Annotated in this window: 15 protein-coding genes; 8 read left to right on the top strand and 7 right to left on the bottom strand. The window is 67.3% G+C overall.

Annotated elements, in window-relative coordinates; all coding sequences use genetic code 11:
- Positions 1-35: 35 nt before the first annotated feature.
- From ABC728_RS16490 to ABC728_RS16480, 3 genes are all read right to left on the bottom strand, one after another.
- Positions 36-989 carry an acetyl-CoA carboxylase carboxyltransferase subunit alpha gene (locus tag ABC728_RS16490; RefSeq protein ID WP_416619461.1) on the bottom strand — a complete coding sequence of 318 codons (954 nt, stop codon included), beginning with the start codon at positions 987-989 and terminating at the stop codon, positions 36-38.
- Positions 990-1,140: 151 nt separating this feature from the next.
- Positions 1,141-1,905, bottom strand: coding sequence for an MOSC domain-containing protein (locus tag ABC728_RS16485; RefSeq protein WP_416619459.1), 765 nt, complete (start codon positions 1,903-1,905; stop codon positions 1,141-1,143).
- 101 nt (positions 1,906-2,006) lie between these two features.
- Positions 2,007-2,573: a methylated-DNA--[protein]-cysteine S-methyltransferase gene (locus ABC728_RS16480; RefSeq protein WP_416619457.1), complete on the bottom strand. Its 567-nt coding sequence runs from the start codon at positions 2,571-2,573 to the stop codon at positions 2,007-2,009.
- A gap of 167 nt (positions 2,574-2,740) precedes the next feature.
- Here ABC728_RS16480 and clpB point away from each other — a divergent pair, with 167 nt between their 5' ends.
- From clpB to ABC728_RS16465, 3 genes are all read left to right on the top strand, one after another.
- Positions 2,741-5,386: an ATP-dependent chaperone ClpB gene (gene clpB, locus ABC728_RS16475; RefSeq protein ID WP_416619455.1), complete on the top strand. Its 2,646-nt coding sequence runs from the start codon at positions 2,741-2,743 to the stop codon at positions 5,384-5,386.
- Between the two features lie 448 nt (positions 5,387-5,834).
- Positions 5,835-7,121: an isocitrate lyase gene (gene aceA / locus ABC728_RS16470; RefSeq protein ID WP_416619453.1), complete on the top strand. Its 1,287-nt coding sequence runs from the start codon at positions 5,835-5,837 to the stop codon at positions 7,119-7,121.
- A 443-nt stretch (positions 7,122-7,564) separates the two neighbouring features.
- Complete coding sequence (locus ABC728_RS16465) at positions 7,565-7,960, top strand: VOC family protein (protein WP_416619451.1); 396 nt, start codon at positions 7,565-7,567, stop codon at positions 7,958-7,960.
- Here the strand turns inward: ABC728_RS16465 and ABC728_RS16460 are convergent.
- Positions 7,912-8,580, bottom strand: a complete 669-nt coding sequence (locus tag ABC728_RS16460; RefSeq protein WP_416619449.1) for a helix-turn-helix domain-containing protein — start codon at positions 8,578-8,580, stop codon at positions 7,912-7,914. The two genes, ABC728_RS16465 and ABC728_RS16460, sit on opposite strands and share 49 nt — an antisense overlap.
- Before the next feature lie 87 nt (positions 8,581-8,667).
- Here ABC728_RS16460 and ABC728_RS16455 point away from each other — a divergent pair, with 87 nt between their 5' ends.
- The 4 genes from ABC728_RS16455 (at position 8,668) to ABC728_RS16440 (ending at position 11,236) form a co-directional block, all read left to right on the top strand.
- The gene (locus ABC728_RS16455; RefSeq protein WP_416619447.1) at positions 8,668-9,237 is read left to right on the top strand and encodes a helix-turn-helix domain-containing protein; all 570 of its coding nucleotides are present in this window, start codon (positions 8,668-8,670) and stop codon (positions 9,235-9,237) included.
- Between the two features lie 11 nt (positions 9,238-9,248).
- Positions 9,249-9,905 carry a GNAT family N-acetyltransferase gene (locus tag ABC728_RS16450; protein WP_416619445.1) on the top strand — a complete coding sequence of 219 codons (657 nt, stop codon included), beginning with the start codon at positions 9,249-9,251 and terminating at the stop codon, positions 9,903-9,905.
- 166 nt (positions 9,906-10,071) lie between these two features.
- Entirely contained in the window at positions 10,072-10,419 is a 348-nt protein-coding gene (locus tag ABC728_RS16445) for a GNAT family N-acetyltransferase (RefSeq protein ID WP_416619561.1), read from the top strand.
- Positions 10,420-10,480: 61 nt separating this feature from the next.
- Entirely contained in the window at positions 10,481-11,236 is a 756-nt protein-coding gene (locus tag ABC728_RS16440) for an SDR family NAD(P)-dependent oxidoreductase (RefSeq protein WP_416619443.1), read from the top strand.
- A 133-nt stretch (positions 11,237-11,369) separates the two neighbouring features.
- Here the strand turns inward: ABC728_RS16440 and ABC728_RS16435 are convergent, their stop codons facing one another.
- The 3 genes from ABC728_RS16435 to petA are packed head-to-tail and all read right to left on the bottom strand — an operon-like array spanning position 11,370 to position 14,034.
- Positions 11,370-12,155 (bottom strand): cytochrome c1, encoded by a 786-nt coding sequence (locus tag ABC728_RS16435; RefSeq protein WP_416619441.1) that lies wholly within the window; start codon positions 12,153-12,155, stop codon positions 11,370-11,372.
- On the bottom strand, positions 12,155-13,462 hold the full coding sequence (locus ABC728_RS16430) for a cytochrome b (RefSeq protein ID WP_416619439.1): 1,308 nt from the start codon (positions 13,460-13,462) through the stop codon (positions 12,155-12,157). The genes ABC728_RS16435 and ABC728_RS16430 overlap by 1 nt, the downstream gene beginning before the upstream one ends.
- A 26-nt stretch (positions 13,463-13,488) precedes the next feature.
- Entirely contained in the window at positions 13,489-14,034 is a 546-nt protein-coding gene (petA, locus tag ABC728_RS16425) for a ubiquinol-cytochrome c reductase iron-sulfur subunit (RefSeq protein ID WP_416619437.1), read from the bottom strand.
- A 474-nt stretch (positions 14,035-14,508) separates the two neighbouring features.
- On the opposite strand from petA, the gene coaBC reads away from it, so the two are divergent.
- On the top strand, positions 14,509-15,756 hold the full coding sequence (coaBC, locus tag ABC728_RS16420; protein WP_416619435.1) for a bifunctional phosphopantothenoylcysteine decarboxylase/phosphopantothenate--cysteine ligase CoaBC: 1,248 nt from the start codon (positions 14,509-14,511) through the stop codon (positions 15,754-15,756).
- Positions 15,757-15,760 lie beyond the last annotated feature (4 nt).

Raw genomic sequence — 15,760 nt, 5'->3', positions numbered from 1 at the left:
TGTTTGCCGGCGATGCCGACAGGCCCCGGCGCCGGTCAGCCCAGCCCCTTCTGCCCCATGTCCAGGAATTTCTGCCGGCGGTTCAGGCGCAGGGTGGGGCCGTCCTGGCCGCGCACGCTTTCCAGCGCATCCTCGATCGCGTTGCCCAGGGCCGTGATCGTCTCGTCCCGCCGGCGATGGGCGCCGCCGATGGGCTCCATCACCACGCGGTCGATGACGCCCAGTTCCTTCAGGTCCTGGGCCGTCAGCCGCAGGGCCTGGGCCGCGTCGGCAGCATTGGTTGCCGAGCGCCAGAGGATGGACGCGCAGCCTTCCGGCGAGATCACCGAATAGATGGAATGTTCCAGCATCAGCACGCGATCGGCCGCGGCGATGGCGATGGCCCCGCCGGACCCGCCCTCGCCGATGATGGTGGACACCATGGGCACGGTCAGGCGCAGACAGCTTTCGATCGACTTGGCGATGGCCTCCGCCTGGCCACGTTCCTCCGCCGACACGCCGGGGAAGGCGCCGGCCGTATCGACCAGCGAAATGACGGGCAGGCCGAACCGGTCGGCCATGGCCATCAGGCGCTGGGCCTTGCGATAGCCTTCGGGCTTGGCCATGCCGAAATTATGCTTCACGCGGCTTTCGGTATCGTTGCCCTTCTCCTGCCCGATCACCACCACGGACCGGCCGCGGAAACGGCCCAGCCCGCCGATGACGGCCCGATCCTCCCCGAACAGCCGGTCGCCGGCCAGCGGGGTGAAGTCGGTGATCAGCGCCTCGACATAGTCCAGGCAGTGCGGCCGATTCGGATGGCGCGCCACCTGAACCTTCTGGGCCGGTGTCAGCTTGGCGTAGGTGGAGCGCAGCAGCTTGTCCACCTTGTCCTGCAGCTTCTTCACCTCGTCGGCGATGTTCAGATCGCCGCCATCGGCAAGATGGCGCAGTTCCTCGATCTTGGCTTCCAGCTCCGCGATCGGCTTTTCGAATTCCAGGAAATGCATCGAATTGATGGTTCCGCCCTTGGCACTGAAGCGGGCTGATTAGCACGAGATGGGCGGGAGGGCCATAGTGTGCATGAGTGTGCATGCGCAAGGGTGGGCTGAAGGGGGAGCCCGAGCGGCCCCGAAAGCCACCGCCACCGGCCTTTCCCCGTCAGTCCAGCAGCCGCACCGGATCACCGGCCCGGATCGCCCCGCCGGCTTCAACCCTGGCATAGACACCGCAGACCACATGGTCGAACCCGCTTTTCAGCGCCTTCAACAGGGCCATGTCGCGCTCGCCCGTGGTGGGGTTGACCTCCACCGCGGCACAGCGCGTCGTGGTCTTGAAGACGGACAGCACCGTATCACCGACGGCGATGCGCCGGCCCACCCAGCCCATCTCTGCCCAGGGTGCCAGGCCCGACAGGTGCAGGTTGGCGCGGAAGCGCAGCGGATCGACAGGGCGCTGCGTCACCCGCCCGATATCCTTCACCGATGCCAAATTCAGCAGCGACACGGCCTTGTCCGGGATGTCGGTGAAATTGTGGCCGGGGCTTTCCACCAGCTTGTACGGGCCGGGCACGGCCGCACCGGCCATGTAGGCCGACAGGAACTGGTCGATCAGCAGCCGGCCCGTGGCCGTGTCGATGCGGCCGCGCGCCACGCGCTTGCCCCCGCGCCGCAGTTCGAGGACACAGGTTTCCGGATCGAACACGGCCTGCAGCGTCGCCAGCTTCTCGTCCCGCAGCAGCACCAGGAAATTGGTCTTGGGTTTCCAGGCCGGTTCCAGCGGATCGAACTGCGTCGCCCGGTGCAGGATGGCGAAACGCCGGTCATGCGGCAGGCAGCCGCCCGGCGTCAGGGTGGCATGGTCCAGCGTCTGGGCCGTCAGGCCCTTGACCGGGAAATAATGGATGGCATCGAGCGTCGCGGACATGATGGGACGAAGGATAATCCGCCCGGCGGTCACGGCGCAACCATCACAATGGGTCCGAACCGGTAATTCGGTTTCATGAAACGGCCGATCGCCCGGTAATCTCAGAACAGACCCAACTGTTCGGCCGGCAACACGGCCCCTTCGATCCGCAGCAGGGCCAGCTTCGTCGCCACCCCGCCGGGGGCCGAGAAGCCACCCGCACCGCCGGCCGCCGCCATCACCCGGTGACAGGGCACCACGATGGGCCAGGGGTTGCGCCCCAGCGACTGTCCGACCGCGCGCGGCACCGTGTGCGGCGGCATACCGCCCAGGACCGCCGCCGGCATGCGCCGGCCCACCTCGCCATAGGTCAGGGTGCGGCCCGGCGGGATGGCGCGGGCGATGGCATAGACGGCGCGGTCGAAGGGGCTGGTTTGCGCCATGTCCAGGCCTATTTCCAGCAGGTCCCGGCGCTCCCCCGCCAGCAGGGCGCGGATGCCGGCGATGGCCGCCGCCGCCGTCTCGTCCGGCTGCCCCGCGACGGCACCGGGCACGGCCTTGCGCAGGCGGCCCGCCAGATCGCCCCCTTCCACGGCCGGCAGGCGCACACCCAGCAGCCCATACGGCCCCCAGGCAATGGCACAGGTGCCGACAGGCGTGTCGAACAGGTGAAGGAAACGGCCGGTCATGGGGGGCAAGCATAACCGCTGCAACTTTCCGCGTCACCGGGCCTTGCGCCCCTTCAGGCCATCTCCCACATCCATATCGATCCTCCCGGATCGCACTTTGACGTGGATCATCGCATTCATCGGGCCCAGCGGGGACGATGGGGCAATGTTGGGGAGCATGCAGGATTATGGATTTCAAGAACTACACCGAACGCGCCCAGGGTTTCATCCAGGCCGCCCAGGGGGCCGCCCTGCGCACCGGCCATCAGCAACTGACGCCTGAACATCTGCTGAAGGCGTTGCTGGAGGACCAGGAAGGCATGGCCGCCAACCTGATCGCCAGCGCCGGCGGCGACCCGGCCAAGGCCAATGCGGCCATCGACGCCGCCCTGCGCAAGCTGCCCAAGGTGGAAGGCGGCGGCGGGGCGCAGCTTTACGTGACGCGCGAGCTGGCCCGCACCTTCGACCAGGCGACCGAACTGGCCAAGAAGGCCGGCGACAGTTTCGTGACGGTGGAGCGGCTGCTGCTGGCCCTGGCGCTTTCGGCCGGCACCGACGCCGCCAAGGCGCTGGCCGATGCCGGCGTGACACCGCAGAAGCTGAACGAGGCCGTGAACGCGCTGCGCAAGGGCCGCACGGCCGACAGCGCGTCGGCCGAACAGGGCTATGATGCGCTGAAGAAATATGCCCGCGACCTGACCCAGGCCGCGCGCGACGGCAAGCTGGACCCCGTCATCGGCCGTGACGAGGAAATCCGCCGCACCATCCAGGTGCTGGCGCGGCGCACCAAGAACAATCCCGTGCTGATCGGTGAGCCCGGCGTGGGCAAGACCGCCATCGTGGAAGGGCTGGCGCTGCGCATCGTCAATGGCGATGTGCCGGAGGGGCTGAAATCCAAGCAGCTTCTGTCGCTGGACCTGGGCGCGCTGGTGGCCGGGGCCAAGTTCCGCGGCGAGTTCGAGGAGCGGCTGAAGGCCGTGCTGTCGGAGATCCAGTCGGCGGCCGGCGAGGTCATCGTCTTCATCGACGAGTTGCACACCCTGGTCGGGGCCGGCAAGGCCGATGGCGCCATGGATGCGTCCAACATGCTGAAGCCCGCACTTTCCCGCGGTGAACTGCATTGCGTGGGCGCCACGACGCTGGACGAATACCGCAAGTATATCGAGAAGGACGCGGCCCTGGCCCGCCGGTTCCAGCCCGTCTTCGTGGCCGAGCCGACGGTGGAGGACACCATCTCCATCCTGCGCGGCCTGAAGGAGAAGTACGAGCTTCACCATGGCGTGCGCATCACCGACAGCGCCATCGTGTCGGCCGCCACCCTTTCCAACCGCTACATCACCGACCGGTTCCTGCCCGACAAGGCCATCGACCTGATCGACGAGGCGGCAAGCCGCCTGCGCATGGTGGTGGATAGCAAGCCCGAAGCCATCGACGAACTGGACCGCCGCATCATCCAGTTGAAGATCGAGCGCGAGGCCCTTCGCCGGGAGACCGACCAGGGGTCGAAGGACCGGCTGGAGAAGCTGGAGGTCGAACTGGCGGAACTGGAGCAGAAGTCCGGCACCCTGACGGCCCAGTGGCAGGCGGAGAAGGACACGCTGACCGGCGCCCAGAAGCTGAAGGAGGAACTGGACCGTGCCCGGGCCGAACTGGAACAGGCGCAGCGGTCCGGCGACTGGGCGCGGGCGGGTGAGATCACCTATGGCCGCATTCCCGACCTGGAAAAGCGCCTGACCGCCGCGGCGGAGGCCAGCCAGCACCGCATGCTGAACGAGGAGGTGCGCGACCAGGACATCGCCGCGGTGGTCAGCCGCTGGACCGGCATCCCCGTCGACAAGATGCTGACGGGCGAGCGGGAGAAGCTGCTGCGGATGGAGGAGAAGCTGGCCGGGCGCGTCATCGGGCAGCAGGAGGCGGTGGTTGCCGTCGCCAATGCCGTCCGCCGGTCGCGCGCCGGGTTGCAGGATCCCAACCGCCCCATCGGCAGCTTCCTGTTCTTAGGTCCGACGGGCGTCGGCAAGACGGAACTGACCAAGGCGCTGGCCGAATTCCTGTTCGATGACGAGACGGCGATGGTCCGGCTCGACATGTCCGAATATATGGAAAAGCACGCGGTCAGCCGCATGATCGGCGCGCCGCCAGGCTATGTCGGCTATGACGAGGGCGGGGCGTTGACGGAGGCCGTGCGCCGCCGGCCCTATCAGGTCGTGCTGTTCGACGAGGTGGAGAAGGCCCATCCGGATGTCTTCAACATCCTGCTTCAGGTGCTGGACGACGGGCGCCTGACCGATGGCCAGGGCCGGACGGTGGATTTCCGCAACACGCTGATCATCATGACGTCCAACCTGGGGTCGGAATTCCTGGCCAACCTGCCGGACGGGGAGGATAGCGGTGCCGCGCGGGCCCAGGTGATGGAGGTGGTGCGCGGTGCCTTCCGGCCGGAATTCCTGAACCGGTTGGATGAGATCCTGATCTTCCACCGGCTGTCGCGCGCCAACATGTCGGGCATCGTGGAGGTGCAGCTGGCCCGGCTGACAAAGATGCTGGCCGACCGCGACCTGGGGCTGGACCTGACCCCGGCCGCCAAGGAATGGCTGGCCGACAAGGGATACGACCCCGTCTATGGCGCCCGCCCCCTGAAGCGCGTGATCCAGCGGGAACTGCAGAACCCCCTGGCCAGCCGCATCCTGGAAGGCAAGGTGCTGCCCGGCACGCCCGTGCAGGTGGATGCCGGCCCCGACGGGCTGACCATCCAGGGCGAGCCGGTCCATGGCCCCATGCCGGCACCGGGCGAATCCGCCTGGGGTCAGTCACGGCCAGGCACACTGCATTGACGGCTGCGGGCCAACCCGTGGCGCGCTGACAGCCTCGGGCTGAAACGGCCCTGGCCGGTCAGGCTGTCTGACATCAACGGTCGAAATATTTGACCGTTGATGTCGGCGGCGACTGCCGCCGCGCGGTACGTGCCGCGCAAGGCCCCGGTGATCCGCGTGATCACCGGGGCCTTTTGCTGTCCGTATCGCCTCAGCGCGCGGGGAAATCGGCCTCTGCATGCGGATTTACAAAATTTACAACATCACACGAATTGGCATTACAACATGTGACAGCAATACTATTTTACGTTTCTGGCCATATTGATCATTTTCTGTCGCGGGCTCATGTTCATCTCAACAGCGCTGCACTGCACACCAAGCCCGGCCCCCGGCCCCCAAGGTGGCAGACAAGGACAAGCAGCCGTTCAGAAACCAATTGAGAGCCCCACCAGGCCAGGAGTTACCTTCCATGTCCCCGCTTGATCAGACCCAGAGCATCGATCTCGCCGCCGTCCACGCCAAGCGCTATGAAGGCATCAAGCGCGATTTCACGGCCGAGGATGTGCGCCGCCTGTCCGGCTCCGTGAAGATCGAATATACCCTGGCTGAAATGGGCGCCCGCCGCCTGTGGGAACTGCTGCACACGCGGCCCTATGTCCACACGCTGGGCGCCTTCACGGGCAATCAGGCTCTCCAGCACGTCAAGGCCGGCCTGGAAGCCATCTATCTGTCGGGCTGGCAGGTCGCGGCCGACGCCAACCTGGCCGGCCAGATGTATCCCGACCAGTCGCTGTATCCCGCCAACTCCGTCCCGGCCGTCGTGAAGCGCATCAACAATGCCTTCCAGCGCGCCGACCAGATCCAGACGGCCGAGGGCAAGGGCGACACCTACTGGTTCGCACCGATCATCGCCGATGCCGAGGCCGGTTTCGGTGGCCCGCTGAACGCCTTTGAACTGATGAAGGGCATGATCGAGGCCGGTGCCGCCGCCGTTCACTTCGAGGACCAGCTGGCTTCCGAGAAGAAGTGCGGCCATCTGGGCGGCAAGGTGCTGATCCCGATCCAGCAATTCATCCGCACGCTGAATGCCGGCCGCCTGGCCGCCGATGTCTGCGGCACCTCCACCCTGGTCGTTGCCCGCACGGATGCCGAGTCGGCCCAGCTGATCACCAGCGACATCGACGAGCGTGATCATCCGTTCATCGACCGCAACGACCGCACGCCGGAAGGCTTCTTCCGCATCAAGAAGGGTGTCGGCGTCGATTACTGCATCGCCCGTGCCCTGGAATACGCCCCCTATTCCGACCTGATGTGGTGGGAAACCAGCAAGCCGAACCTGGACGATGCCCGCCGCTTCGCCGAGGCCGTCCACAAGAAGTTCCCCGGCAAGATGCTGGCCTATAATTGCTCGCCCTCCTTCAACTGGAAGGCCAACCTGGACGACGCGACCATCGCCAAGTACCAGGCAGAGCTGGGCGCCATGGGCTACAAGTACCAGTTCGTGACCCTGGCGGGCTTCCACAGCCTGAACCTGGCCACCTTCGAACTGGCCAAGGGCTACAAGGAACGCGGCATGGCCGCCTATTCGGAGATGCAGCAGCGGGAATTCGCCGCCGCCGACCAGGGCTTCACCGCCGTGAAGCATCAGCGCGAGGTGGGCACCGGCTATTTCGACGCGGTGGCCGTGGCCATCTCCGGTGGCACGTCCTCCACGACCGCCATGAAGGACAGCACCGAGACCGACCAGTTCCATTGATCGGTCCCCGGATCCCTCGGTGACCGGGGGGTCCGGACCAGCACTTCGATCCGCCAACCTTCCTGAACGGGGTGGCGGGTCTGCCGGGGGTGGGGGCTGCATCCTTCCCACGGCGCTTGGCCCCAGGGCCGGAACCTTTCCGCCTTCCTTCGCGCTGGATGGGAGGAGGCGGCGGAAAGCCGGCGGACGGCGCGATGGATCGCCGACACCGTCCGGATCGTCCCGGCCAGGGGGCCCTTTCAGGCTGCTCTCTTTCAGACTGATGACATGGCAACGGCACCGCTTCTCCCGCGCGACAAGGGAGAGGCGGTGCCGTTGCCATGTCCGGTGTCATGTCCTGTCCGCCAAGTCTGCCCCATCGCCCTTTCCGGCCTGTCGCATATCTTCAAGAATGCCCGCCGCCCTTCTGGCATCAAGGGGGTTCCCATGACAGGAGCCCCCCGATGATCTTCCGCTACACCATCCTTTATGTCGATGACGTCGCCGCCAGCATCGATTTCTTCACCCGTGCCTTCAGCCTGGAGAAGGGGTTCGTGCATGAAGGCGGGGATTATGGCGAGTTGGCGACGGGTCACACCAAGCTCGCCTTCTCCTCCACAAGCCTGATGCGGCAACTGGGCAAGGACCCGGCCCGCCCCTCCCGTCGTCAGCCCTGTTTCGAAATCGCGCTGGAAACTGATGACGTGGCCGGCGCCCTGCGGCGTGCCCTGGCGGCCGGTGCCGTGCTGGAAAAGGATGTGCAGGAGATGCCCTGGGGGCAGACGCTGGCCTATGTCAGCGACCCCAACGGCTACCTCATCGAAATCTGCTCCCCGGTCCAGTTGCCCAGCCCCGGTTGAGCCAGAAGGCCCAGTTCGGCCCGGCGACGGCTCAGGCGGGCCGGCGTCAGGCCGAACCAGCGGGTGAATTCCCGGGTCATGTGGGCCTGATCGCTGTAACCAAAGGCACAGGCGATATCGGCCAATGACCGGTCGGGACCCAGACTGGCCGCCGCCCGGCGCGCCCGGCCCAGCAGACGCCAGAAATCCGGCGGCGGCAGGCCCAGCCCGGCCAGTCGCCGCTGCAGGGTACGCGGCACGACACCGGCCTGGCGCGCCACCTCCGCCCCCGTGCCGCATGACTGCGCCAGGGCATCGATCACCTGTTCCATCTCCCGGTCGGCCGCGACACCGCTTTCCAGCAAGGCGCCGATCCCGGCCGCCTCCCCCCGCGTTTGGGCCGCCGCCACCACCCGCCGGAGAAGCAGCGGGTCCGGGACCATGCCGGGCCGCAGGCGGAACCCGGCCATCTGCGTGCCGGCCGCGACGCGCACAGCCCGCGGCCCCGTGTCCCAGTCGGTCAGGGATACCCGCTGCCGTCCGTCCGGCCCGGTCGTGACCAGCAGGTCCCGGCACCCGTCGGGCAGGATGATGGCGGCCCCTTCCGCCTCCCAGCAATGCGACCAGCCGACATGATGCATTTGCGCGCGCCTTCCCCTTCCCCGCAACCGTCCGGGGACCGATCTCCCCTCTTGACGGAGTTCCATATTTGAGATTAATTCCCATTTATGGAACAGAACATCGATACGATCGACAGCCGGCTGGCCGCGCGGCTGTCGCAACTGCGCCGGGACGCGGGCTGGACGCTGGACGATCTGGCCGGCCGCAGCGGCGTGCCCAAGGCGACATTGTCGCGCCTGGAACGGGGGGAGACAAGCCCCACGGCCAGCCTGCTGGGCCGGCTCTGCGCCGCCTATGGCCGGCCCATGTCGCGCCTGCTGGCGGAGGTGGAGGCGGAGCCGGCGCTGCTGGTGCGCGCGGCCGACCAGCCGGTCTGGACCGACCCGTCGACAGGCTTCGTGCGCCGGTCCCTGTCACCCCCGGCGGCCGGGATGGAAACGGAGATGATCCACGGCACCCTGCCGCCCGGCACCGTCATCGATTACGACGCCCCGCCCGTGCCCGGCCTGGAACAGCATATCTGGCTGCTGGAAGGCCGCCTGGAATACCGGCTGGACCAGACGGCCTGGCGGCTGGAACCGGGGGATTGCCTGCGGTTCCGGCTGTATGGCGCCTCCCGCTTCACCAGTCTGGGCGAAGGGCCCGCCCGTTACATCATCGCCATCACCCGCCCCTGAGGGGACATCCCATGTCGTTCGACATCATCCAGGCGGACCGCACATCCTTTGCGGCCGCGATACCCGAACTCGCCCTGATCCTGCGGGATTGCGTCATGAACGGCGCCGCGGTCGGCTTCATCCCGCCGCTGGACCTGGATGCCGCCGCCGCCTTCTGGCAGGCGCAGGCGTCCCAGGTGGCAGCGGGGGAGAAGCTGATCCTGCTGGCCGTGACGCGGCAGGAAGCACGCACCGTCGGCACGGTCACCCTGGCCCTGGCACCGCAGGTCAATGGCAGCCACCGGGCGGAGATCGCCAAGATGCTGGTCCATCCCGATGCCCGCCGGCAGGGCATCGCCTCTGCCCTGCTGCGGCGTGCGGAGGAGGTGGCGCGCGGGGCGGGCAGGCGCCTGCTGGTGCTGGACACGCGCCAGGGCGACGATGCCGGGCGGCTCTATGCCCGCCTGGGCTGGCAGAGCTGCGGCATCATCCCGGATTATGCCCTGAATGGCGATGGGACCAGCCATGCCACGCATGTCATGTACCGCCAACTGCCGGGGCCCGTACCGGGCCTGACGGTTGAAGCGACCGACCCGGCCCAGCCAGAGGCCGCCGGCCTGCTGGACGCCCTGTCGGCCGACCTGGGCCGGCGCTTCGGCAGCGACGGGCGGGCCGGCTTCGCCGGCTAATACTATTTTGCGGTGACCAGAACCTATTGGTTCTGGTCACCGCCCTCAATTGCCGGCGCCAACATTCGTTGGCTTGGCTACGCCGCACGAGCGGCGCGGCGGCGGTCGCCGCCGGACCAACTTGCGATGAGTTCTACTCATCGCAAGTTGGTATTAGGCATCGGCCCTGCCGGCCCGGCGCCTGTTCGCCCTGGCCCACCTGGAGGGCCGGGCCGTGGGCTGCGGGGCGCTGCTGCCCTTCGCGGACGATACGGGGGAGATCAAGCGGATGTATGCCGAGCCCGGCAGCACCGGGGTGGGGGCCGCCCTGCTGGCCTTCCTGGAGGATGGCGCGCGCGCCATGGGCCTTCGCCGGCTGGTGCTGGAAACGCGCTGGGCCAACGACCGGGCCGTCGGCTTCTACCGCCGGCATGGCTATCACCTGACCGACAATTACGGCCCTTATGCCGGGCGCCCCTGGTCGGCCTGCTTCGCCAAGCCCCTGCAGCAGGCGCCGGCCGGCGCTATCCGTTGACGCCGGCCGGCGTGCGCGGTCAGGATGGCGGCTTGCATCCACCGCGGGGAAAGGGTTGGCGATGGCACGGTTGAAGGATCGGGTGGCCCTGATCACAGGGGCCGGAAATGTGATCGGCCGGGCCGTGGCGATGGCCTTCGCACAAGAAGGGGCCCATCTGGTCCTGCATTACGACGAGGAAGGACAGCGGACCGCCGTCGGGGACCTAGCACGGGAGGCCGAGCGGGCCGGTGCCCGCGTGCTGGCCCTGCAGGCCGACATCACGGGAACCAACGGCGCCTATGAACTGGTGGAAGGGGCCGTCACGGGCCTGGGCCGTGTGGATATCCTGATCAACAATGCCGGCCTGCGCCCGGCCGTCACCTTCATCGACACGACGGCCGAGCAGTTCGACACGGTGATGGCCGCCAATGTCCGGTCGGCCTTCATGGTGACGCGCATGGTGCTGCCATTGATGTTCGCCCAGAATTACGGCCGCATCGTCACCACGGTGTCGGATGTGGCCTATCACGGGGCGCCGGGCTATACGCTGTATGGTGCCGCGGCCGGCGCGCTGCTGGGCTTCACCCGCAGCCTGGTGCATGATATCGGCCCCCGCGACGTCACGGCCAATTGCGTGGCGCCGGGCGCCATCGATCCCAAGCCGACCTCTGGCACCGCGCTGGCAGGGGTGGAGGCGGTGCGTCGCGCCCTGCCCAGCCAGCGGCTGGGCCAGCCTGCCGATGTGGCGCCGGCCTATCTTTTCCTGGCATCGGACGAGGCACGGCACATGATCGGCCAGTGCATCAGCCCCTGCGGCGGCGCCGTCATGCTGTGATGCCCTTCCCCCGCCGGCGAAACCCGCCGGGGAATGTTGAAAAGCCGAAGGGCCGCCCCGTCACCGGATGCGGCCCTTCGTCATGCCAGATGGCGGGGGAGCCGGTCGCCCGGTCCCCCCCCCCAACCGGGGATCAGTGCAGGTTCGCCCACACGCGGCGCTTGGCCGCGTACATGATGCCCGCGAAGATCACCAGGAAGATCATCACCATCATCCCGACGCGGCGGCGCTCCTCCAGCTTGGGCTCGGCGGCCCAGGCCAGGAAGGTCGTCACGTCATGTGCCTGCTGGGCCGCCGTAGCCGGCGTCCCATCGGTATAGGTGATGCCATTGTCGTACAGCGGCTGTGCCATGGCGATGGCATGGCCGGGGAAGTACTGGTTGTAGGCCAGACCGGACGGCAGGTCGAAGCCGGCGGGGGCATCGGTGTAACCGGTCAGCAGGCCATAGATGTAATCTTCGTGATGGGCACGGGCCTTCACGATCAGCGACAGGTCCGGCGGGGCCTTGCCGCCATTGGCGAAGGCTGCGGCCTGCTTGTTGGGGAACGGGTTCTTGAACCGGTCGGCCGGCAGGCCGGGCCGGGCGAACATCTCGCCCTCGTCATTCGGGCCGTCGGTGATTTCCACCGACGCCGCGATGGCCTTCACCTCTTCCTCGGTGAAGCCGACTTCCTGAAGGTTGCGATAGGCCACCAGATGCAGGGAATGACAGGCCGCACAGACTTCCTTGTAGACCTGCAGACCGCGCTGCACGGACGCATAATCATAGCCCTTGAAGAAGGACAGGAAGCTGTTGACCCCGCCATGGCCCCAGTTCTGGGCCGGCGGCACGGGGGCGTCGCCGGCAGCCTGGGCGCCGGCCGTCAGGCCGGCAATGGACAGAACGCCTGCGGCGATCAGGGTGCGAAGACGACGCATCAGGCCTTCTCCATCGTTTGAGCGGTAGAGCCGGCGGCGGTCTTGCCACCACCCAGGACAGCCTGGGCGATGCTGTCCGGCAGCGGCAGCGGCTTCTCGATCCGGCCGATGATGGGCAGGGCCAGGAAGAACGCGAAATACATCACGGTGCCCAACTGGCCGATCCAGACATAGGGCGGCTCGGCCGGCTTGCCACCGGCATAGCCCAGCATGATGAAGGCCGGCACGAGGCAGAGCAGCACCCACCACTTGTAGATCGGGCGGAACCGGGCCGAACGGACCGGCGAGGTGTCCAGCCAGGGCAGGAACAGCATGATGGCGATGGAACCGAACATGGCCAGCACGCCGCCCAGCTTGGCGGGGATCAGCACCACGTCGGTGAAGGGCAGCCCGATGGAGAAGGTGATGGAGCGCAGGATCGCGTAGAAGGGCAGGAAGTACCATTCGGGCACGATATGCGCCGGCGTCACCAGCGGGTCGGCCGGAATGTAATTGTCCGGGTGGCCCAGCAGGTTCGGGGCAAAGAACACGAAGCCGGCGAAGAAGATCAGGAAGATCGTCAGGCCGAAAATGTCCTTCGTGGTGTAGTAGGGATGGAACGGCACCGTGTCCTGCGGACCCTTGGGCTCGATGCCCAGCGGGTTGTTGGAACCGGTCATGTGGAAGGCGGCGACGTGCAGCACGACGACGCCCAGCAGCACGAACGGCAGCAGGTAGTGCAGCGCGAAGAAGCGGTTCAGCGTCGGATTGTCGACCGAGAAGCCACCCCACAGCAGGGTCACGATGCTGTCGCCCACCACCGGGATGGCGGAGAACAGGTTCGTGATCACCGTGGCGCCCCAGAAGGACATCTGGCCCCAGGGCAGCACATAGCCCATGAAGGCGGTGCCCATCATCAGCAGCAGGATGATGACGCCGAAGATCCACACCAGTTCACGCGGGGCCTTGTACGAGCCGTAATAGACACCGCGGAAGATGTGGATATAGACGACGATGAAGAACATCGACGCGCCGTTGGCATGGATGTAGCGGATCATCCAGCCCCAGTTCACGTCGCGCATGATGCGCTCGACACTGTCGAAGGCCAGTGCCGTGTTGTTCGTGTAATGCATCGCCAGCACGATGCCGGAAACGATCATCGTCACCAGCACGAACATGGCCAGCGCGCCGAAGTTCCAGAAATAGTTGAAATTGCGCGGAGTCGGGAAAACCCCGTACTCCTTGCTCATCATCGTGAAGATCGGCAGGCGCTGGTCGATCCAGTTCACCACCGGGTTCTCGAAATTGGATTGTGGGGCGTGAGCCATTTGGCACTCCCTGACTGGATCTGTTCTTAGCCGATCTTGACGCGGGTGTCGGTCAGGAACGTGTATTCCGGCACATGCAGGTTGGCCGGCGCGGGGCCCTTGCGGATACGGCCCGACGTGTCGTAGTGCGAGCCATGGCAGGGGCAGAACCAGCCGCCATACTCACCCTTCGTCTCGCCCGAGGAAGTGCCCAGCGGAATGCAGCCCAGATGGGTGCAGACCCCGACCAGCACCAGCCAGTTATCCTTGCCCGCCGTCACGCGGTCCTGGTCGGCCTGCGGATCGATCATGTCCGCCGGCTGCACGGCGCGGGCGGTGTCGATCTCTTCCTGCGTGCGGTTGCGGATGAAGACCGGCTTGCCGCGCCACATGACCTTGATGGCCTGACCGGTCTGGATCGGGGCCAGGTCGACCTCGACACTGGCCAGCGCCAGCGTATCGGCGGCCGGGTTAAGGCTGTGGATGAAGGGCCACAGGGCGGCGGCACCACCAACGCCACCCATGGCGGCGGCAGCCAGATAGATGAAATCGCGGCGGGTCTGGCCGTCGCCCGCATGCATGGTGTCCGCCATACCTCTCTTCTCCTCAAAGAGCGAACCGGGCGATGGCCCCCACCGGGCCGCCGCCCAAGACTGGAACGACTTGTTGTGACCCGGCGGGGGCCGGGCACGAATAGGCTTGTCCGCCGGCCTGGCCATCCCCATCTGCAGCGCCAGCATGTCCCATCGGGGATGGTCATGGCGGCAGCCTGTTGAAAAGGCCAACACGAACGGAGCGGCCGAAGGATTCTCCGGTCGCGGATGTTCGATATACATGCCCCGCCAACCGTTGGGAAGCGCGTGCTTCTGGACAATCTGTCGCGCACGGACATCCGGCCCCCGGCGGCAACGCATGGCGCGGCCCAAGCGGCGCGCTTGCATCCGGCCGGGTTTGGGAATATCCCTGATTTCACAGCGGCGGCGCCGTGCTTTGCCCGGCCCGCCATGGCGCAATTCGCGGAGAATCGGGACAGGCCCGGTTCCGCCCCAGCTTGATGCCGGCCCCCCTTGCAACAGACACCCCCACCCGCCCCGCCCCTCGCCGGCCGCCGCATCCTGCTGGTGGTCAGCGGCGGCATCGCGGCCTACAAGACCCCGGACCTGGTGCGGCGCCTGCGGGAACGGGGGGCGGCCGTGCGCGTCGTGCTGACGGGCGGGGGGGAACGCTTCGTGACCCCGCTGGCCCTGCAGGCGGTGTCGGAGGATACGGTCTATCGCGACCTGTGGTCCCTGACCGACGAATCGGCGATGGGCCATATTCAGTTGTCGCGGCAGGCGGACCTGGTGCTGGTCGCCCCCGCCACGGCCAACATCCTGGCCCGCATGGCGCACGGGCTGGCCGACGATCTGGCCAGCACGGTGCTGCTGGCCACCGACAAGCCCGTGCTGGTGGCGCCCGCCATGAATGTGCGCATGTACGAACATCCGGCCACCCGGGCCAACCTGGACCTGCTGGCGGCGCGCGGCGTGGGTATCATCGGCCCCGATGACGGCGCCATGGCCTGTGGCGAATATGGGCCCGGCCGCATGGTCGAACCGCTGGCCATCGCCGATCATCTGATCGCCTGGTTCGCACAACGGGATGCGCCCAGGCCGCTGGCCGGCCGCCATGCCCTGGTGACCAGCGGCCCGACGCATGAGGCGATCGACCCCGTGCGCTATATCGCCAACCGGTCCAGCGGCAAACAGGGCCATGCCGTGGCCGCCGCCCTGGCCGCCCTGGGCGCGCGCGTCACGCTGGTCAGCGGGCCGGTGCGCCTGACCGACCCGGCAGGGGTGACCGTGGTGCCGGTGGAGACGGCGGCGGAAATGCTGGCCGCCTGCCGCGCGGCCCTGCCGGCCGACATCTTCGTGGCCGCCGCGGCCGTCGCCGACTGGCGCGTGGACGGGGCGGCGGAACAGAAGCTGAAGAAGGATGGCGGCGGCCCGCCCGCCCTGCGGCTGGCGGAGAACCCCGACATCCTGGCCACCCTGTCAGCCCCGGGGCCCGAAAGGCCGGCCCTTGTCATCGGTTTCGCAGCCGAAACGAATGATGTGCAGACCTATGCCCGTGCCAAGCGGCAGCGCAAGGGCTGTGACTGGATCGTCGCCAATGACGTGTCGCCCGCCACGGGCACCTTCGGCGGCGACCGCAATTCCGTGCATGTCATCCGCGCCGACGGCCAGGAGGACATCTGGACCGACCTGCCCAAGACCGAGGTGGCGGCACGTCTGGCCACCGCCATCGTCGATCATTTCGGAAACGGAAAGATATAGGAAA

The sequence above is a fragment of the Niveispirillum fermenti genome (assembly GCF_052474395.1).
Note: the sequence above shows the minus strand (reverse complement) of the source record. Positions and strands in the feature narration are given on the sequence as shown.